The organism is Leisingera sp. JC11 (assembly GCF_040704725.1).
GTDB lineage: Bacteria > Pseudomonadota > Alphaproteobacteria > Rhodobacterales > Rhodobacteraceae > Leisingera.
This window is the reverse complement of record NZ_JBFCVS010000021.1, coordinates 1-19,913: the sequence shown is the minus strand read 5'-3', so window position 1 is coordinate 19,913 and position 19,913 is coordinate 1. Positions and strand designations below refer to the sequence as shown.

Genomic DNA, 19,913 nt, shown 5'->3' with positions numbered 1-19,913 from the left:
CAGGTCGCTGGGATAGGATATGGCAATCTTTGCCAAAAGTGCAAGGGGCGGTGGAATGGCGGGCAGATTGCCCGCCCTGCGCAAAAAGCCCGCAGCTGTTTGCTGCGGGCTTTTTTGTTGTTCCTGTCCGGTTGGATCAGGCGGAAACTGCCTTGAGGCCCTTTTCCTCCAGCGGCTGGATGGTGCCGTCTTCGCTGACGGTCACCTGCTCGCCGTGGTTCAGGCTGTCGAGGCCCTTGCAGGCGACCAGCATCAGAACGTCCTTTTCGCGGGCAACGATGGCCATGTGGCTGAGCCAGCCGCCGACCTCGCTGAGCACCGCGCCGGAGCGCTGGACGTAAGGCAGCCAGGCCGGGTTGACCATGCGGCAGACCAGGATGTCGCCGTCCTGGAAGTCTGCAAAGGCCGCGGGGTCGATGCAGCTGTCGTCCTCCATCCAGAACACCCGGGCGGTGGCGCTGCCGCTGCCTGCGACGCAGGTGCCGCCCATGGTGCCGTCGCCCGCCTGGGCCTGGGCGCCGAGCGACAACAGCTCGCAGTCGCGCAGGGTGAGGGTGACGTCGGTCGGCGCGGATTTCTTGCGCAGGGCTTCCTTCTCTGCGCGCGCCTCTGCCAGGTCGCGCAGGGCGTCCGGGCTGGACCAGTTGCTGTCCAGAACCTCGTCGAAGGTCAGGCTGAACACCAGTTCGTCCAAACCGCTGGTCTGTCCCAGGGCCAGCAGGGCGCGGCGCAGTTCGGCGACGACGCGCAGCGCCTCGTGCTTGGCCTGTTCCTTGAGGTCCTGATAGGCGATGGCGATGCCGATGGTATCGTCCAGCTCATCCGGCAGGTTGGCCGGGACCGGCACCGCGCCGATCGGCTCCACCGTGCTGTCGAGCAGCGAATGCAGCAGCGCCGGCGCCTCGGCGTAGCGGGGCGAAGACAGCTCGTAGTCGAAGATCGAGCGGTGGCCCATCAGCTTCATGGCGCGTGTCCGGGCATCCTTGCCGGTGCAGGAGGCCAGCAGGCTGGACGGCGCGTTGGGCAGCTCCGCGTGCATCAGGTGCGCGCGCAGGGCCGGGTCGCCGGCTGCCGCCGTGCCTGCTTCGCCCATGGTGAAGCCTGCCAGGATGTTGATCTTCTCGGCCTCCAGATAGACCTCGCGGATGAACATGTCCTTGAGGGTGGAGATCGCCTCCAAGAGCTTGTCCTGGGGCAGGGCGGTGTAGTCCACGGCCTGCCAGATCGCCAGCTTGTTCTTCAGCTCCGGCATCACCTGGCCGCGGAAGCGGGTGATCATCGGATGCGCCTGCTTGCGCAGCTGCTTGGCCTTGGCGGCGCTGAGTTTCAAAGTCATGCCCTGTTTCAGCGCCACGTCGACATAGGTTTTGCCGAACAGGTTGACCAAGTGGCCGTCGCGCCCCTCGGGCAGGCCGTAGGGCACGCCCAGCTCGCGGCAGGCCAGGTCGACGCTGCCGCCCGGTGCCCACAGCTCGCTCATCAGCGAGAAGGAGAGCGGGGTGGGGCGGGGCAGTACCTCCGACATTTCGTCCTGCTCCAGGATGGTCTGATCCGGGTCCGCGTCCGCGTAGCGGTCCAGCAGATCACGCCATTCGGCCAGGCGGGTCTGCTCCTGCTCGGTGCCCAAGGAGAGCGTGGTGATGTCGCGGCTCTGGACAATCTGGAATTCACCGTTCGCATATGCCCATTCGACGTCCTGCGGGCAGCCGAAGGTTTCCTCGATCTGACGCCCAAGCGCCAGCAGGGGCGCCATGTCCAGGGTCTGGTCCTGGTCCTCGGACGCAGGCAGGCCGGTGTAGCGGCCAAAGCGCAGGCTGGTCGGGGTGACGCGGCCGGAGACCAGGTCTTCGCCGCATCCCTCGACCCATTCGATCATCGCCATGCCGGGGGCCATCGGGTCCTGGGTGAAGAGGACGCCGGCGTATTCCGCCTGCACCATTTCCTGCACCACGATATTGCCCTGGCCGGTGCTGTCGCCCTCGCCGGAGTAGCTGGCGGCGCGCTCGGAGGAGAAGCTTTCCACCACTTCGTCCAGGGCGGCGCGCATGGTGTCTGCGGTCACGTCCAGCACCGATTCAAAGACGCCGGCAAAGCTCTGGTCGGCACCGTCCTCGTTGCTGGCGGAGGAGCGCACGGCGACCGGTTTGCCGCCTGCAAGGGCAAAGACCTGCGCCGCAAAGGCGTCTTTCCCGGCATCGGGCATTTCGCGGTAATCGTGGATCGCGTCGGAGCGGACAATCACGCCGCCGGGCACCGGCAGGCCCGCGTTGCGCAGGATCGACAGGCGCAGGGCCTTGTTGCCGGCCTGCTCCAGCTCCTCGGTATAGCCCATCGGGATCACGCCGCGCGGCAGCTTGGCAAGGCGGCGCTTGTGGGCGCGCAGGGCGAGTGCCTCACCCAGCTTGCGGTGCATGCCGGTCACATAGGCGCGCTGCACCAGCAGCAGCGTCAGGCTGAAGCAGAGATAGGCATTGGCGGCGGCTGTCAGGGTGAAGACCATGGCAAACAGCGCAGGCATGCCCAGCACCATCCACAGGGTTTTCTGGCGCTTGGTCTTGGCCACGGCCCAGAGCAGGTAAACGGCGGCCAGGGCGCAAAACAGCACCGGCATGATGAACAGCGGGTCGGCTGCGCCGAGGTCGGCCATCCACAGGAACGGGGTCTGCAGCGAGGCGCTGGCCTCTTGAGCCGCAGAGACGCCCAGCATCATCACCGGCAGGAACAGCAGCGCGGTGAGGTTTTTCATCGGCGTCAGGCCCTTGTCGGCATAGAATGCCTGTACCGCGCGCGCCTTGCGCACCGGGTCATGGGCCAGTTTCGCCTTCAGCGCCTTCATTTCATCGGCGGTCTCGGCGGTGATGATCTGGTCGCGTTCGGATTTCAGCGCCACCGGCAGCACCAGGATGCGGGTCACGATCGACAGCGCCAGGAGGCCCAGCAGGATGTGGCTGCGCTCATGCACCCACAGCAGGGCGGCTGCCAGCGCCGAGATCGCCTTGTCCCAGAGGCCGGTCTGCTGGTCTGCCAGCCATTCCTGCACATGCGGCTTGGGCTTGGGCGCGACGAAGTATTCCCAGGGCAGGGTGTAGCGGCCGCGGAAGTCGATGCCCTTCTGCGACAGCTCCAGCCCCAGCACCTGGCTCATGAAGCAGCTGCGGCGGTCGTAGCAGGCGGCGATGGTGGGCTTGTCCGGGTCCAGCTGCGCGATGCGGTCCATCAGGTCCGCGGTGGTCATCTTGCGGATCGGGATGTTGACGGCGCCGGGCAGGTGGCCGGCCTCGAAATCGCCGGGGTAGCGGGTGTCGACGATCTGCAGGTCCTCGGTGGTCAGCAGCGTCTCGAAATCAGCGGTGCTGAGCAGCACGTCCTTGCCCGGGTATTCCGGGATCGCGCGCAGGTCGGACAGTGTCTTCACGTCCTTGTCGGAGAAATCGCGGCCCTCGACGATCCATTTCTCGATGCCGCCCGCAATGAAGCTGCAGTCGATGCCCATTGCTGCCAGCTTGGCGCAGGTTTCCGAGGAGCGGTTGCCGTTGTGGCAGAACAGCACGACCTTCTGGCCTGGCTGCACCGGGCGGGTCTCCAAGAAGTCCGGGAAGCGGATATGGGTGGCGCCGGGCAGGGTGCCCATGGCGTTCTCGCCGGTTTCGCGGATGTCGTAGAACAGGGTGGAGCCGTCCTGCAGCGCGGCGGCGGCGTCAGCCGTGCTCATCGCCAGCGGGTGGTCCTCCTGCTTGGAGAAGCTGGTTTCCTTGAGCGATGCGTCCTTGATGGTGGTGCCGTCAAACTGCGCCGGCCGCGTCAAAGTGGCCTGCAGCCTTGCCAGCTCAGCCTGCGCATGCGAGGAATATTGCCAATAGTTACCGGCTGCCAGCGCCATGGCTGCCAGAACAAGAACGGATATCAGCTTGACCGGGTAGCGGCGCGGCGGGTTGCCCGGCTTGGGGGTAAAACCCAGTTTCGCCGCGATGACAGCGCCCAGACCGGAAATCATGGCAATTCCCACAGCCAGAACCTGGGACAAAGAGGAAACCGAGCCGATCACCAGCTCTGGCGAGGGAATGGCAAAGGCCGCAACAGGGAGCACTGACAAAAGCGAAGTGAGCACAATGGTTTGTGCTGAAAGTCGGAGGGACCGGGTGGTCCAGGAGGGCAATAGGGTAGTCTTCACGGTGGTTCCTGTCGGGCCAGCTGAGTCTGATATTCCGAAATTAAGGCGAATTTACCTAAAAGATTACGAAAACCTTACTGAAGGGTTAATATAGAGGCCGAAGAATAAAAGAACCGCAAAATTTTTCCGAGAATTGCAGGTGCGTTAACATTGTATTCTTATCTATGTGCCATGTAACCAAGGGGCGCGGCCTGCCTGCCGTGCCAGCCGATGTCAGTCAGGAGGCTAGACTCGTGAAACTGTTTGAGTGGACCTTTGGTATCATTGAACTTTCCCGGAAACGGCTGAGGCACGCTGTCCCCGGCGCGGTTCTGGCTGCCTGGCTTGCGGCGCTGCTGCCCGCTGCCGGATTGGCCGGCACAGACCTGGTTTTCGGCACCTATGCAGCGGATAAACCAACCGCAACGGTCAAAAAATACCAGCCCTTTCTATCCTTTTTGTCCAAGCGGATGAGCGAGGAGCTGGGGGAACCGGTCACGATCCGGCTGAAGATCGCCAAGGAATACGAAGAAGGCATCCGCCAGCTGGCTGACGGCGAGGTGGACTTCTCCAGATTCGGCCCGGCGTCCTATGTGCATGTGATGAAGGAAAACCCGGAGATCCGGATCATTGCGATGGAATCCCAGAACAGCCAGAAGCGGTTCAAAGGGGTCATCGTGGTCCATTCGGACAGTACCATTCAATCGGTTTCGGACCTGGCCGGTCTCAGCTTTGCCTTCGGCGACGAACTGTCGACCATCGGCCGCTACCTGTCGCAGGAATACCTGCTGGATGCGGGCATCAGCAGTGCCGATCTGCTGGAATTCGCCTATCTCGGCCGCCACGATCTGGTTGGCGAGGCTGTGGGAGCGGGCAGGTATACCGCGGGGGCGCTGAAAGAAAGCACCTACAAGAAACTGGTGGCCAAGGGAGTGCCGATCCGGGTGCTGGCGTCTTTTGACAATGTGACCAAGCCCTGGCTGGCGTCGCCGGATATGCCGGAACAGGTGCTGGAGGCGATGCGCAAGGTGATGCTGTCCTCGGAGAACGAGGAGATCGTGCGCCGGATTTCGAAGAACGGCTTCCTGCTGGGGGAAGATCAGGATTATGACATTATCCGCCGGGCGATGGAGCGCAGCCTGGCCTTTTAGGGCGCCGCGTTGACACCATGAAACGTACAAGCATCCTTTTCCAGATCGTGCTGTCTCTGCTGCTGGCGGCTTCGGCGGTCGGCTTTGTGGTCGGCGATCTGGCGCAGCGCCAGGAGGCGCGGCGGCTGGAAGAGCAGCTGGCCGAGCAGGCGGACCTCACGGTGTCGCTGCTGAGCGGGCTGATGCTGGAATCGATCATTGTCGAGGATGTGCCGGTGCTGGAAACCGGCCTGATCGAGGCGGTCACCCGCAAGCCGCAAATCGTCTCCATCCAGATCCGGAGCCCGGCAGGCAAACTGCTGGCCTCGGCCGAAGCGTCCGGTGCGCCGCCCGAAGGCGGCCGGGTGATGTATGAGCGCCCGATCGAGCTGGAGGGGGCTGTCTTCGGCACCATGGTGGTCGAATGGTCGACCCGGGACGGCGAGGCGCTGGTCGCCGCTTCGGTCCGCCAGATCATCATCTGGACGGTGGTCCCGGTGCTGGTGCTGTCGCTCATGGTGCTGCTGCTGGTGCATGGGCTGGCGCTGCGTCCGCTGCAGATGATCCACAAGCGGATGTCGGATGCGATTTCCGGCCTGCGCAGCCCGGCGCAAAGGCTGCCCTGGTACGCCTCCCGCGAGTTCCGGGCGCTGGATTTCTCGGTCGGGGTGCTGGAGGAGACCTTTGCCGAGCGCGACGAGCGCGAGTTTGCGATGGAGCAGGCCCGCGAAGCGGCGGATATCGCCAACCGGGCGAAGTCGGAATTCCTTGCCAATATGAGCCATGAGATCCGCACCCCGATGAACGGGGTGATCGGCATGGCGGAGCTGCTGCAGGACACCGATCTGGACGATGACCAGAGGATGTATGCCGGGACCATTGCCAAGTCCGGTTCGGCGCTGCTGACGATTATCAATGATATCCTGAACTTCTCCAAGATCGAGGCCGGCAAGGTCGAGTTCAGCATCGCCCCCTTCAATCTTCAGACCGCGGTTGAGGACGTGGTGACCCTGCTGTCGCCGAAGGCGGCGGAGAAGGGGGTGGAGATCACCATGCGCTACGATCCGGCTTTGCCCGAAATCTTCGAGGGCGATGCTGGCCGGATCCGCCAGGTGATCACCAATGTGGCCGGCAATGCGGTGAAATTCACCCGCGAAGGATATGTCTACATCGAGGTGACCGGGGAGGCGCAGGAGTCGGGCAGTCACCTGCTGAAGCTGCAGGTGCGCGACACCGGGATCGGCATCGAGCCGGATCGCATCGGCAAGATCTTCCGCGCTTTCGAACAGGCCGACAACGCCGCCACCCGGAATTTCGAAGGCACTGGCCTGGGGCTGGCGATCTCGTCCCGGCTGCTGTCGCTGATGGGCGGATCAGTGCAGGTGGAATCGGCGCCGGGCGAAGGATCGGTCTTCACCATCACGCTGCCGCTGCGGCCCGGCAGCGCGTCGGCGGCAGCGCCGCAGCGCAGCCCGCAGAACTTTGCCGGGCTGCACTGTCTGCTGGTGGACGACCTGGAGCTGAACCGGGTGATCCTGTCGGAACGGCTGAGCGCCTGGGGCGTGTCGTGCTCGCTGGCGGCCTCGGCGCATGAGGGGCTGGAAATCCTGGCCGATGCGCAGCTGGACGGGCGCCGGTTCGACTTTGTCATTCTCGATTTCCAGATGCCGGCCATGGACGGGCGCGCCCTGGCGGCGCGGATCCGGGCGATGCCGGGGTTTGAATCTGTGCCGCTGGTCATCCTGTCGTCGGTGGAGCACGCGCTGACCCGGGCCGATTGCGAGGCGATCGGCGCCTGCGAATTCGCGCTGAAACCGGTACGGGCAGTGCAGCTGCGGCAGGTGCTCGACCGGGTGCTGAGCCTGCCGCCGGGGCAGGCGGAGGCTGATGCCGGGCGGAAGCACGGTATTGAAGTGCCGGGCCGCCGCCTGAAACTGCTGCTGGCGGAGGACAACCGCACCAATCAGCTGGTGGTTACCAAGATGCTGAAGGACGCGCAGCTGGACATCAGAATTGCCAGGAACGGCATCGAGGCGGTTGCGCAGTTCCAGGACGCCCGGCCGGATATCGTGCTGATGGACATGATGATGCCGGAGATGGACGGGCTGGAGGCCACCGCCGAAATGCGCCGGATCGAGGCGGATAGCGGCAGCGGCAAATGCCCGATTGTGGCGCTCACCGCCAATGCGCTGCAAACCCACCGGGAAAAGTGCCTGCAGGCGGGGATGGATGATTTCCTGAGCAAGCCGATCAACAAGAAGGCGCTGACCGAGGCGATCAGCAAGTGGACCGGCACCCCGGACCTGCAGCGCACCGGCAGTTGACAGGCCGGCCGCGGGCGCAGGGAGCTTCGAGCGGACTGATGGAAAACGCCTGCTGCGTTCTTCCGGCGGGCGGTCAGCCGCGGCGGCGGTGAAACAGCAGCCCGGTCAGGCTGGACGCGGCAAACAGCCCGGCTGCCAGGCAGACGATGCTGGGGCCTGCAGGCGTATCCAGCGCAAAGGCCAGCTGCAGCCCGCCGGTGGCGGCCAGCATGCCCAGCAGCGCGGCAATGACTGCCATCCGTTCAGGCGTCGCGGCAAAGGCGCGGGCGGCGGCGGCCGGGATCAGCAGCATCGCGGCAATCAGCAGCACGCCCACCACTTTGATCGCCACCGCCACCACCAGCGCCAGCGCGATGGTCAGCACCATCTGCTCGCGCCGGGGGTCGATGCCGGCGGCATGGGCCAGGTCCGGGTTCAGGGTGGCGGTCAGCAGCGCTGACCAGCGCCACCACAGCAGCGCCAGAACCAGCACCGCACCGCCCCAGATGACGGCAAGATCGCCGCGCCCCACCGCCAGAATATCGCCGAACAGATAGGCCATCAGATCGATCCGCACCCCTTGCAGGAAGGAGACGGCAACCAGGCCGAAGGCGAGGGAGGAATGCGCCAGCACCCCCAGAAGCGTGTCCATCGCATAGCCGCGCCCGGCCAGCGCCGAGACGGTCGTGGCCATCGCCAGCGCGGTCGCCAGCACGCCGGCAAAGACCGAGACATCAAAGCTGAGCGCCAGCGCCACGCCGAGGATCGACGCATGGGCGGTGGCGTCGCCGAAATAGGCCATCCGGCGCCAGACCACGAAACAGCCCAGGGGCGCCGCAGCCAGCGCCACGCCGATGCCCGCCAGCGCGGCACGGATCAGGAAATCGTCCAGCAGGGTCATTCGGCGGCCTCGTGATGATGTCCGTGATCATGGGCGCAGTCGTGATCATGGCTGTGATTGTGCTCATGCCGGTACAGCGCCAGGGCGCCCTGGGTGCCGGTGCCGAACAGGGCGCGGTATTCGGGGGCGGAGGCGACATGCTCCGGCGCGCCCTCGCAGCAGACATGGCCATTGAGGCAGATCACCCGGTCGGAGGCCGCCATCACCACATGCAGCTCGTGGCTGACCATCAGCACCGCACAGCCAAGCTCCTGCCGGACCTTTTCAATGCGCTGGTAAAAGGCGGCGGAGCCGGGCTGATCCAGGCCTTGGGTGGCTTCGTCCAGGATCAGCAGCTGAGGATTGCTGAGCAGCGCGCGCGCCAGCAGCACCCGCTGGAACTGGCCGCCCGACAGGCCGGACATCTGCCGCGCCGCCAGACCGCCGGCGCCGGCCTGCTCCAGCGCCTCAGCGGCGCGGGCGTCGGACACCCGGTCCGGCAGGCTGAGGAAACGGCGCACAGTCAGCGGCAGGGTGGGGTCGATGTGCAGCTTCTGCGGCACATAGCCGATCCGCAGCCCGGGGGCGCGCCGGACAGTGCCGCGCGAGGGCTTTTGCGCGCCGATCACACTGCGCAGGAGGGTGGACTTGCCGGAGCCGTTGGGGCCGACCACGGTGACGATCTCGCCGGGGGCGATGGACAGGCTGACGCCGGACAAAACCGTGTTGCCGCCATGCGCGACCGTGAGGCCGTCCAGGGAGATCAGGCTGCTCATGCGGCGGGCTTCTCTTGGCATTTCGGGCAGAGGCCCTCAGCCTCGATCACCGTGCGCTCAATCATGAAACCGGCGTCGCGGGCGGCCTGGCCGAGCTGGCCCTGCGTCGGCTCGCGCTGCGCTTCCGCCACCGCGTCGCAGGCACGGCAGATCAGGAACACCGGCGCGTGGCTCTCGCCCGGGTGGGTACAGGCGATGAAGGCATTGAGCCGCTCGATCTTGTGGGCGAAGCCGTTTTTCACCAGGAAATCCAGCGCCCGGTAGGCAACGGGCGGCTGCGAGCCGAGGCCCTCTTCGCGCAGCCGGTCGAGGATTTCGTAAGCTCCCAGGGCGCGGTGCTCCTGCAGCAGGATCTCCAGCACCCGGCGGCGCACGGGGGTGAACTGCAGCCCGTTGCTCCGGCAATAGGTATCCACTGCTGCAATGCCGTCGTGAATGCAGCTGCTGTGATCATGCGGTTCGAATCCGATGGAATCCATGGGGCGAGGTCTCCGGGCACGGGCGGGATTGGCTCTTGATATGTAATGTTATGACGTTTATCAACCCGGGCGAATGTTATAAAGTTACATCGGAGGATGACATGCGGAACGCGGTTGCGGTTGCGGCGCTTTTGGCAGGAACCGGGGCGGCCTGGGCAGAGGTGCCCAAGGTGGCGGCGGATATTGCGCCGGTGCACGGTCTGGTGGCGCGGGTGATGCAGGGGCTGGGCGAGCCGGCCCTGGTGGTGCCGCCGGGCGCCTCGCCGCATGGCTATTCGATGCGCCCCTCTGAGGCGCGGGCGCTGGATCAGGCGGATGTGGTGTTCTGGCTGGGGGAAGCTCTGACCCCTTGGCTGGAAGGCCCGCTGGCGGAACTGGCCGGCGATTCGCACCGGATCGAGCTGCTGGAAAGTGAAGGCACCACGGTTCTGCCGTTCCGTGAAGGCGCCCGGTTCGAGGCGCATGCGCATGATGGTCACGCGGAGCACGGCGATCACGATGACCACAGCGGGCATGAGGATCATGCAGATCATGACGGCCACGGTGACCACGGTCACGCGGAGCATGCCGAAGCAGATGCGCATGCGGGCCATGATGATCACGAAGGCCACGGGCATGAAGAACACGCTGAAGGCCATGATGGCCACGAGGATCATGAGGGCCATGATCATGCAGAGCATGCCGAAGAAGGCGGGCACGGCGAACATGAGGGGCATGAGGATCACGCGGATGCGCATGGGCATCACCACGAGGGCGCCGATCCGCATGCCTGGCTGCTGCCGGCCAATGCCCAGGCCTGGCTGGATGTGATCGCCGAAGAACTGGCAGAGCATGACCCGGACAATGCTGCCGCCTACAAGGCCAATGCCGAAGCCGGCAAGCAGGAGATTGCAGAGGCTGTGGCCAGCATCTCAGCCAAGCTGGAACCGTTCCGGGCCAAGCAGTTCATCGTGTTCCACGATGCCTATCAGTATTTCGAGCGCGGTTTTGGCCTGAATGCAGCGGGTGCGATTTCGATCAGCGACGCCGCCAAACCGAGCCCGGCGCGGGTTGCGGAGGTGCGTGACGTGGTGGCGGACCTGAAGGTGACCTGCGTGTTCTCCGAGCCGCAATTCAACCCGGGGCTGGTCGCCACGGTGCTGGACGGTACCGGTGCGGGTACCGCGGTGCTGGACCCGCTGGGCGCCGAACTGGCGCCGGGGCCGCAGTTCTATCCGGAGCTGCTGCAGGAGATCGGTGCGGCGATTGCCGGTTGCGAGTGAGAGAGGGGCGGGCCATTCGGTCTGCCTTTTTCATCTGTCGCTGATCAGATGGGTGAGCGTGGCGCCGGTCTCGTAATAGGCGCTGCGCAGGCCCGCAAAGGGGATCGCGTGATCGCGCACCGGCGGCACCGGCAGGCGGGATCGGTCGCCGCTCAGCAGCGCCTCTGCCATGGCGGTCCCGAACAGGGTGCCGGGACCGATGCCGCGGCCGGAATAGCCGAAACAGGCCAAGCCGCCGTCCAGATCCAGGATCTTAGGCAGGTGCTCGGTGGTCATGGCGATGCGGCCGTGCCAGTGGCTGTGCAGCTGCATGTCCTGCAATTCGGGGTATAGCGCGGCCAGCTTGCGGGGCAGCCAGCTGCGGTGCAGAGAGCTGCCGATATGGTTGAGCGCGCCCATGCCGCCGATCACCAGCCGACCCGCCCGATCCAGCCGCCACGACGACATCACCAGCGCGGTGTCCCAGCAGCCTTCCTTGCCCGGCAGGATTTTCTCCAGCAGGGGCGCGGGCAGCGGATCGGTGGCGGCCTGGAAGTAATGCACCGGGATCACCTGCGGCGCGTCATAGCCGGTGATTTCACGGGCGTAGGCATTGGTGGCCATGATCAGATGCCTGGCGCGGAGGCTGCCCTTGGGGGTGCTGACCTGCCAGCTGCTGCCGCTGCGGGTAATGCCGGTGGCAGGTGTGCCGCTGTGCAGCAGCGCGCCCGCTGCCGCGGCGGCGCGGGCGAGGCCGCGCACATAGGCCAGCGGCTGAATGGTCCCGGCGCGCGGATCGAACAGGGCGCCATGCACCGCCTCGGACCCGGTGCGCCGGACGGCTTCCTCGCGCGACAGCAGTTCCACCGGCGCGCCGATGGCGGTGAGCTGGTCGTGGCGCCGCTGCAGGTCTTTCAGGCCGCCGGGCGCATGGGCGCAATGCAGGGTGCCGCTGCGCTCCGGTTCGCATTGGATGGCGTGTTTTTCGATCAGCGAGAACACCATCCCGGGGGCGCCCGCCAGCAGGGAGGAGAGGCGGCTGCCGGTTTCCGGCCCCAGCGCGGCGTTGATGTCGTCGGGCGGCAGCCAGAGGCCCGCATTGGCCAGCCCCACGTTGCGGCCGGAGCCGCCGCAGCCGATCACGTCCGCCTCGATCAGGCGGACCGAGGCGCCCAGTTCCGCGGCTTTAAGCGCGGCGGAGCAGCCGGTATAGCCGCCGCCGATCACCGCCAGATCAGCCTCAGCCTCCCCGGTGAGTTCCGGGAAGGCTGGGTTTTCCTGGCAGGTTTGGTGCCAGAGGCAGGACGCCAGATCAGATGTCAAACTTGATCCCCTGAGCAAGCGGCAGCTCGCGCGAATAGTTCACGGTGTTGGTCTGCCGGCGCATGTACCCTTTCCAAGCGTCTGAGCCGCTTTCGCGGCCGCCGCCCGTCTCCTTCTCGCCCCCGAACGCGCCGCCGATTTCAGCGCCGGAGGGGCCGATGTTCACGTTGGCAATACCGCAGTCGGAGCCCGCTGCCGAGAGGAAATATTCGGTTTCGCGCACGTCGGTGGAGAAGATGCAGGAGGAAAGGCCCTGGGGCACTTCGTTCTGCATTTCAATGGCTTGGTCGAGACCCGCGTATTTCACCACATAGAGGATCGGGGCGAAGGTTTCGGTGTGCATGATCTCCGTCTGCGCGGGCATCTCGACGATTGCGGGATGCATATAGGCCGCGTTGGCGAAGCTGTCCGTCAGGGCGCGGGCGCCGCCGTGCACGGTGCCGCCTTCGCCCTGGGCGCGCTCCAGCGCCCGCAGCATCGAATCCATGGCGTGGCGGTCGATCAGCGGGCCGACCAGGGTGCCCTCGGCCAGCGGGTCGCCGATGGGCAGGCCCTCGTAGGCCTTGATCAGGCGCGGGATCAGCGCGTCATAGATGTCTTCATGCACGATCAGGCGGCGAAGGGAAGTGCAGCGCTGGCCGGCGGTGCCGACGGCGGAGAACACGATGGCGCGCAGGGCCATTTCCAGATCGGCCGACGGCGCCACGATCATCGCGTTGTTGCCGCCCAGTTCCAGAATGGTGCGGCCCAGGCGTTTCGACATATCGGCCGCAACCGCCTTGCCCATCGGCACCGAGCCGGTGGCGGAGATGATGGCGACATCCTTGGAGGCAGTCAGCGCCTCGCCCAGATCACGCTCGCCGATCAGCACCTGGATCAGGCCCTCGGGCGCGTCCTCGCCAAAGGCCGCCATGGCGCGTTCGCATATCTTCTGCACCGCCAGCGCGGTGAGCGGGGTTTTCTCGGACGGTTTCCAGATCACCGGATCGCCGCAGACCAGCGCCAGCGCCGCGTTCCAGCACCACGGCGCAACCGGGAAGTTGAAGGCGGTGATGATGCCGCAGGTGCCCATCGGGTGCCAGCTCTCGCGCATCGCGTGGCCGGGGCGCTCAGACGCGATGGTGAGACCGTAGAGCTGGCGCGACAGGCCCACCGCGAAGTCGCAGATGTCGATCATCTCCTGCACTTCGCCCAGACCCTCCTGGTAGATCTTGCCGCATTCCAGGGTGACGAGGCGGCCCAGGTTTTCCTTTTCCTTACGCAGCTCGTCGCCCAGCAGTCGCACCAGCTCGCCGCGGCGCGGGGCAGGCACCAGGCGCCAGGATTTGAAGGCGGATTTGGCGGCGGCGATCTGTGCTTCGGCCTCCGCCGCGCTGTGGGTTTTCAGGCGGGCGATTTCGCTGCCGTCCACCGGGGTGGTGACAGTCAGGCTGCCGCCGTTCAGCTCGGCTTGGGTCAGGCCGGCAGCGGCGAGGATGTCGGAATGGGGCATGTCAGCGTCCTTTCGGTGCGAGGGCAGGGCATGAGGAAAACTTTAGGGTGGTTTCCCGCGAAGTCCCGCCGGGCGTAGGTCTGATATAGAAATTGCACCTGGAGGGCCGGATTGCTAATGAAAGTAAATCCTGCAGCCATGAGTTATGATCATATGATTGCGCCGCGCCGTTTTTTGCCCTCGATCCCCTCTCTGCTGGCGCTGGAGGCGGTGGACCGGCTCGGCAGCGCCTCTGCCGCGGCGGAGGACCTGTCGCTGACGCAAAGCGCCATCAGCCGCCAGCTGAAGCAGCTGGAGGAGCAGATGGGAGTGGACCTGATTGCCCGCGACCAGATGCGGATGCAGCTGACGCCGGCGGGGACGGGTTTTGCCAAGGAGGCGAGGGCGATCCTGACCCGGCTGGCGCAGGCCTCTGTCAAGCTGCGGGCTAATCCGGACGGTGGCAGCTTTACCCTGTCGATCCTGCCGTCCTTTGGCCTCCATTGGCTGGCGCCGCGGCTCAAGGAGTTTGCCGCCTCGCATCCCGGGATCACGGTGAACCTGCACACCCACAATCTGCCGTTCAGCTTTGACGCGGGTACCGCGCAGGCGGCGATCCACTATGGCACCCGGGACTGGCCGGGGGTGGAGTATCTGCCCCTGATGCCGAAACACGTGCTGCCTGTCTGCGCGCCGGGGCTGATGGACGGGCCGGTGGCCAGCCCGGCGGAACTGCTGGACTATCCGCTCTTGCATCTGGAGACCCATCCCGATTGCTGGGAGCAGTGGTTTCATTTGCATGATGTGCCGGCGGCCAAGCTGCGGGGGATGCTGTTTGACCAGTCCTCCGCCATGACGCAGGGGGCGGTGCATGGGCTGGGGGTGGCGCTGCTTCCGGATTTCCTGGCAGAGAACGAGATTGCGCAAGGGCGGCTGGCGCTGGCGATGGAGGGGGCTGCGGTGAGCCTGGGCGAATATTTCCTGGTCTGGCCCGCGGACCACGCGGAGGAATATCCGCTGATCAAGTTCCGCGAATGGCTGCTGATGCAGCTGGAGGAGGATTGAGATGCGCCTGCCAAGCCTGACACATCTGCGCTGTTTCGAAAGCGCCGCGCGGCACCAGAGCTTCACCGCCGCGGGCGAGGAGCTGGGGCTGACCCAGAGCGCCGTCAGCAAGAAGGTGAAGGAGCTGGAGGCGGACCTTGGCTTCGACCTGTTTCAGCGCGCGGGCCGCGGCGTGGTGCTGACGCCGGCGGGGCAGGGGCTGGCGGCCGATCTGGAGCTGGATCTGGCGGGGCTGCGGGCGACCTTGCAAAAGGCCGCTGCCGCAGGGGCCGGGCGGTCCGCCCTGCGGATCGCGGTGCTGCCGGCCTTTGCCAACCTGTGGCTGATCCCGCGGCTGCCGGATTTCTTTGAGCGCCACCCGAAGGTGGAGCTGAGCTTCTCCACCCGGCTGGAGCCGTTTGACTTTGCCCGCGAAAACTTTGACCTGGCGGTGCATTACGGGCTCGACAACTGGCCCGGCACCCATATGGCGCCGCTGTTCGGCGAGGAGATGGTGCCGGTCTGCGCGCCGGGGTTCTATGCCGCCCATCAGCTGGAGCTGGCGGCCAATTTGGCACAGGCGCCGCTGCTGCATCTGGAAAGCCGTGCCGGGTCCTGGGCGGAGTGGTTCGAGCGCGCCGGGCTGGCGGGCGCGCCGCGGCAGGACGGGCGTTACTTCGACCAGCACTCGATGGTGATTGCGGCTGCGGCGGCGGGACTGGGGGCGGCGATTGTGCCTTATGACATGGTGGCGCGGGAAATCGCGGCCGGCGATCTGCTGCGGATCCCGGGGCCGGAGCTGGTGTCGCGCAAGCGCTACTACCTGGTGCGCCCGCACGGGCCGGTGCCGGAGGCAGTGCAGAAGCTGGAAAGCTGGATGCGCAAGCAATTGCGGACCAGGCCGGAATGAGAGCTATTGCCTGGCCGAAGGCCGGGCAGAGCCCGTCCCGCCCCCGTCAAACCGAAGGTTTGCCTCCGGCAAAACGGCGGCGGGCGCTTCACGCCCTCCCCGTGCGGAACGGGCGCTGCCCTCCGTTTTGATCTTCTAGCCATGACCGGCAGGAATGGGTGCCGTCGAAACCGGTTAGTTTTCCCACCCGCACGGATGCTGCAAGCTGGCGAAGCAAAATCAACAGGGAGCCTCCGCCATGGCCGAATTCCGCCGCGCCCGCCGTCTTGACCCGCTTGAGGTCTCCGAAATCCTCACCATCGGCGCCAAGGCGGCGGAGATGAAGCGCCAGGGCGCGCCGGTGATCATCCTGGGCGCAGGCGAGCCGGATTTCGACACGCCAGACCACATAAAGGAGGCCGCCGCGGTGGCGATGCGGGCGGGGGAGACGAAGTACACTCCGCTTGGCGGCACGCTGGCGCTGCGGCAGGCGGTGCAGGCGAAGTTCAAGCGCGACAACGGGCTGGACTATGCGCTGGATGAAATCATCGCGGGCACCGGGGCCAAGGAAATCCTGTTCGATGCCTTCATGGCCAGCCTCAACCCCGGCGATGAGGTGATTGTGCCGACACCTTATTGGACCTCCTATTCCGATATCATCCGCATTGCCGGCGGCGAGCCGGTGCTGGTGCCTTGCGGGGACGGCACAGGTTTCCGGCTGACGGCGGAGAAGCTGGAGGCAGCGATCACCCCGCGCACCCGCTGGCTGCTGCTGAACTCGCCCTCGAACCCGGCAGGGGCAGGGTATAGCGCTGCGGACTACCGGCCGCTGCTGGACGTGCTGCTGCGGCATCCGGATGTCTGGCTGATGGCCGATGACATGTATGAGCACATCACCTATGGCGGCTTTGAATTCGCAACGCCGGCGCAAGTGGAGCCGCGGCTGAAGGACCGGGTGCTGACCGTCAACGGCGTTTCCAAGGCCTATGCGATGACCGGCTGGCGGCTGGGCTATGCGGGCGGGCCGAAGGCGCTGATTGATGCGATGAAGGTGGTGCAGTCGCAATCGACCTCGCATCCCTCGTCGATTTCGCAGGCAGCCGCGGCGGCGGCGCTGAACGGCCCGCAGGAGGTGCTGGCGGCGCGGCGGGCGAGTTTCCAGATGCGGCGCGATCTGGTGGTGGAGGCACTGAACGGCATGGAAGGGATCACCTGCCCGGTGCCGGAGGGGGCGTTTTACACATTCGCCAATTGCGCAGGGCTCCTGGGCAAGCGCACACCGGAGGGCAGGGTGCTGGAAACGGACGCGGATTTTTGCGCCTATCTGCTGGACCAGCATCATGTGGCGGTGGTGCCGGGCCGCGCCTTTGGCATCTCGCCCTATTTCCGGATTTCCTATGCCACCTCCGAGGCGGAGCTGCGCGAGGCGCTGACCCGGATCGGCCGGGCGGTGGCGGCACTGACCTAGGCCTGCGCCATTGACGGCTGGCGCCGGCTCCTGGCGCCGGACCAAGCCTGCACCAGCTGGCGCTGCAGGGCGGCCGCAGCAAGACCCAGGGCGATGCCGCCGAAGATCGCCAGCGCATCGTTCAGCGGGCTGCGGCCCTCCATCCCGATCACCGGCATCAGAAGCTCCGGCACGAAGCGGTGCAGCAGGTAGATCGGGAAGGCGGCCTGCGCCAGCCGCATCAGCGGCCGGGCGGCAAACCGCGGCACCGGCAGGCGGGTGATGAACAGCAGCCCGGCAATCAGCGCCAGCAGCCACATGTATTTGATCCAGCCGCCGTACCAGTTGCCGCCGAGATAGGCGGCTGCTGGCATGATCACGCAGGCCGCTGCCAGCACCAGCAGCCGCTGCCCCAGCGTGCTGGCGGCGGTGATGCACCAGCCCAGGGCAAACAGGTAGAACACCCACGGCACGGTGAACTGCGCCCGGCCGCCGATCTGCCAGACTTCCGGTGCAATCAGGCGGATGGCAACGGCAAACGCCAGGAAGCAGAGGCCCGCGCGGTAGGCGCCCTGCTGCACCAGCCAGTGCCGCACCGGCGGCAAGGCAAACGGCAGCGCCACCAGCAGGGTTATCTGCAGATAAGCCTCGATGAACCAGTACAAATACGGCAGCATCAAATGGGTTTCAGGGGTGGTCAGGGCAAAATTGCCGGCCAGCAAGAGCGAGGCCCAGGGCACCTGCTCCCATGCCACGGCATAGCCTGCGAGGATCAGGTAATAGGGGATCAGCACCGCTGCCACGGGTTTGAAGAAACTGCGCATATCGCCGGACTTCAGCGCCTCCCAGCGGAAGCCTGCAACGCTCATCCCCATCAGGATCACCATCGCCGCGGCACCGCCGAAGACCGGCCAGAAGGTCTGATGCGCCACCACTACCGCCAGGATGGCGACCACCCGGGCCACCAGATCAAAGGGCAGGCTGGCGGCAGGCGCCGGGGCGGCCTGCTCCAGATCCTTGATCGGCATCTCTTCCCAGCCTGCCGGGGCGCCGCCCAAGGCTTCGTCCAGCGCCAGCGACAGCTCCACATGGCGCAGCGAGTCGCCGCCGAGCGAGGCAAAACTGTCGTTGCGGCCCACAGTCTGCGGGGCAAAGGCGGCCTGGAAGGCGGCCAGAACGCCCTTGGCGGGCTTGGGCTTGGCGGATTGCGCCTTGAGCGCCGGGTAGTCGACCTTGCCGTTGGCGCGGCGCGGCAGGGATGTGCGCGGCAGCACCGTGAAATGCTGCTGGCCGACGCCGGTCAGCTGGGCGGCCAGCGCGGCGATGCCATCCTCCGGCCCGCAGATGGCGATGGAGATGCGGGTGTCATCGCCCCAGACCGCAGCTTCATGCCCCTGGGCGGCCAGGGCACGCTCGATGGCGTCATGGCCGATGCGCAGGCCCGCGATCTTGGACATGCGTGAGAGCCGCCCGGTGATGTGATAGAGCCCGTTTGCATCGCGCCGGGCAAGGTCACCGGTGGCAAGTTCAGAAAGCTCCGCACCTTTGGCCAGATCGGCGCAGTCTTCGGCATAGCCCATCATCACGTTCGGGCCCCGGTAGACCAGCTCGCCTTCGCCTTCGGGCGCGGTGACTGCGTTGCCGCCTGCATCGCGCAGCAGCAATTGGCCGCCAGGGATGGCGCGGCCTGCGGAACCGGAATGTTCCAAAGCCTGTTCAGGCGGCAGGTAGCTGATCCGCGCGGTGGCCTCGGTCTGACCGTACATGACGAAGAACCGGCCGGCACGGGCCTGCATCCGGGCGGCCCAGTTGCGGACGTGTTCCGCCTCCATCGCGCCGCCCGCAACGGTAAGGGTCTTGAGGCTTTCCGGCAGCGCCTGGGACAGGCCCGCGCTGTCCAGCAGCCGGAAGTGATGCGGCACGCCGGCCAGGCTGGTGGCGCCGGAGGCCGCCAGCATATCGGCGAAGCCTGCATCCAGAACCGAGCCGGGTGTCAGCCAAAGGCTGGCACCGGCGGCGAGATGCGAGTGCAGCACCGACAGGCCGTAGGAATAATGCAGCGGCAGGATCAGCGCGGCGCGGTCTTGCGGCTGGATCTCCAGGTACTCGGCAATGGCGCAGGCGTTGCTGTCCAGGGCATTGGCGGACAGGCGCACGCCGCGGCCGTGGCCGGTGCTGCCGGAGGTTTGCAGCAGCAGGGCGAGGTCCGGGTGGATCTCCGCCGGTTCATGCGAATGGGTCAGCAGCTGCCAGGTGCCGCCGATGCAGCGGAAGCTGGCGGCAGGGCGGAAACGGTCTGTCAGGCTTTCGGCGGTGTCCTCATCCCCGGCGGGCAGCGGCATCACGGCATGGCCTGCAGCCAGCGCGCCGAGATAGGCTGTAATGGCTTGCGGATCGCCTGCCGTCTCCACCGCAATCAGCCGTCGGCCCTGCGGCAATTGGCGGGCAAACTGTTCGGCAGCACCCGCCAAGGCTGCATAGGTCAGCTCCGTTCCGTCCGCCGAAATCAGGCAAGGACGGGCGCCGAACGCGCGCAATTTGGCCAGGTCAAAAAACATCCGCAACTCCTTCGAGCGCGGCGGGTATTATAATTTACTAATTTTGTCAATTATTGCCAGGCGGCTTGTTGCCGTCTTTTTCGAGCAAGCAGGAGCTGAAGGCTCAAGGGTCGTTGCGACGTTTCCTGCTATCTCAGTTTCATGAGTTCGTCCCTGAACGCTTCAGCCGGTGTGCGCCACCCGAGGCATTTTCTAGGTGTGTCGTTTAAGCGGTCGCAAATC

The 19,913-nt window shown here is 66.0% G+C and carries 13 protein-coding genes and 1 pseudogene; 6 read left to right on the top strand and 8 right to left on the bottom strand.

Annotation, left to right across the window (positions count from 1 at the left end; all coding sequences use genetic code 11):
- Positions 1–136: 136 nt before the first annotated feature.
- The gene (locus AB1A62_RS18455; protein WP_366662981.1) at positions 137–3,994 is read right to left on the bottom strand and encodes a PEP/pyruvate-binding domain-containing protein; all 3,858 of its coding nucleotides are present in this window, start codon (positions 3,992–3,994) and stop codon (positions 137–139) included.
- 410 nt (positions 3,995–4,404) lie between these two features.
- Between AB1A62_RS18455 and AB1A62_RS18450 the strand changes: the two genes are divergently transcribed.
- Both AB1A62_RS18450 and AB1A62_RS18445 read left to right on the top strand, forming a co-directional pair.
- On the top strand, positions 4,405–5,301 hold the full coding sequence (locus tag AB1A62_RS18450; protein WP_366662946.1) for a PhnD/SsuA/transferrin family substrate-binding protein: 897 nt from the start codon (positions 4,405–4,407) through the stop codon (positions 5,299–5,301).
- Positions 5,302–5,318: 17 nt separating this feature from the next.
- Positions 5,319–7,604 (top strand): response regulator, encoded by a 2,286-nt coding sequence (locus AB1A62_RS18445; protein WP_366662945.1) that lies wholly within the window; start codon positions 5,319–5,321, stop codon positions 7,602–7,604.
- A 73-nt stretch (positions 7,605–7,677) separates the two neighbouring features.
- Here AB1A62_RS18445 and AB1A62_RS18440 read toward each other — a convergent pair whose 3' ends face one another.
- The 3 genes from AB1A62_RS18440 to AB1A62_RS18430 are packed head-to-tail and all read right to left on the bottom strand — an operon-like array spanning position 7,678 to position 9,718.
- On the bottom strand, positions 7,678–8,484 hold the full coding sequence (locus AB1A62_RS18440; protein ID WP_366662944.1) for a metal ABC transporter permease: 807 nt from the start codon (positions 8,482–8,484) through the stop codon (positions 7,678–7,680).
- Positions 8,481–9,239 (bottom strand): ATP-binding cassette domain-containing protein, encoded by a 759-nt coding sequence (locus AB1A62_RS18435; protein WP_366662943.1) that lies wholly within the window; start codon positions 9,237–9,239, stop codon positions 8,481–8,483. Before AB1A62_RS18435 ends, AB1A62_RS18440 begins: the two co-directional genes overlap by 4 nt.
- Positions 9,236–9,718, bottom strand: a complete 483-nt coding sequence (locus AB1A62_RS18430) for a transcriptional repressor (RefSeq protein WP_366662942.1) — start codon at positions 9,716–9,718, stop codon at positions 9,236–9,238. The genes AB1A62_RS18435 and AB1A62_RS18430 overlap by 4 nt, the downstream gene beginning before the upstream one ends.
- A gap of 101 nt (positions 9,719–9,819) precedes the next feature.
- Between AB1A62_RS18430 and AB1A62_RS18425 the strand changes: the two genes are divergently transcribed.
- Positions 9,820–10,980, top strand: coding sequence for a zinc ABC transporter substrate-binding protein (locus AB1A62_RS18425; protein WP_366662940.1), 1,161 nt, complete (start codon positions 9,820–9,822; stop codon positions 10,978–10,980).
- Positions 10,981–11,010: 30 nt separating this feature from the next.
- Here the strand turns inward: AB1A62_RS18425 and AB1A62_RS18420 are convergent, their stop codons facing one another.
- On the bottom strand, positions 11,011–12,282 hold the full coding sequence (locus AB1A62_RS18420) for an FAD-binding oxidoreductase (protein ID WP_366662939.1): 1,272 nt from the start codon (positions 12,280–12,282) through the stop codon (positions 11,011–11,013).
- Entirely contained in the window at positions 12,272–13,774 is a 1,503-nt protein-coding gene (locus AB1A62_RS18415) for an aldehyde dehydrogenase family protein (protein ID WP_366662938.1), read from the bottom strand. Before AB1A62_RS18415 ends, AB1A62_RS18420 begins: the two co-directional genes overlap by 11 nt.
- A 138-nt stretch (positions 13,775–13,912) precedes the next feature.
- On the opposite strand from AB1A62_RS18415, the gene AB1A62_RS18410 reads away from it, so the two are divergent.
- From AB1A62_RS18410 to AB1A62_RS18400, 3 genes are all read left to right on the top strand, one after another.
- A complete protein-coding gene (locus AB1A62_RS18410; RefSeq protein ID WP_366662937.1) occupies positions 13,913–14,818 on the top strand; it encodes a LysR substrate-binding domain-containing protein in 906 nt (301 codons plus the stop codon).
- 1 nt (position 14,819) lies between these two features.
- Positions 14,820–15,707, top strand: a complete 888-nt coding sequence (locus AB1A62_RS18405; protein ID WP_366662936.1) for a LysR substrate-binding domain-containing protein — start codon at positions 14,820–14,822, stop codon at positions 15,705–15,707.
- Between the two features lie 238 nt (positions 15,708–15,945).
- Positions 15,946–17,154 carry a pyridoxal phosphate-dependent aminotransferase gene (locus AB1A62_RS18400; protein WP_366662935.1) on the top strand — a complete coding sequence of 403 codons (1,209 nt, stop codon included), beginning with the start codon at positions 15,946–15,948 and terminating at the stop codon, positions 17,152–17,154.
- On the opposite strand, the gene AB1A62_RS18395 is transcribed toward AB1A62_RS18400, so the two are convergent.
- Positions 17,151–19,691, bottom strand: a complete 2,541-nt coding sequence (locus tag AB1A62_RS18395; protein WP_366662934.1) for an AMP-binding protein — start codon at positions 19,689–19,691, stop codon at positions 17,151–17,153. The genes AB1A62_RS18400 and AB1A62_RS18395 overlap by 4 nt on opposite strands.
- 128 nt (positions 19,692–19,819) lie before the next feature.
- Positions 19,820–19,913, bottom strand: a pseudogene (locus AB1A62_RS18390) (integrase); the annotation flags it as partial.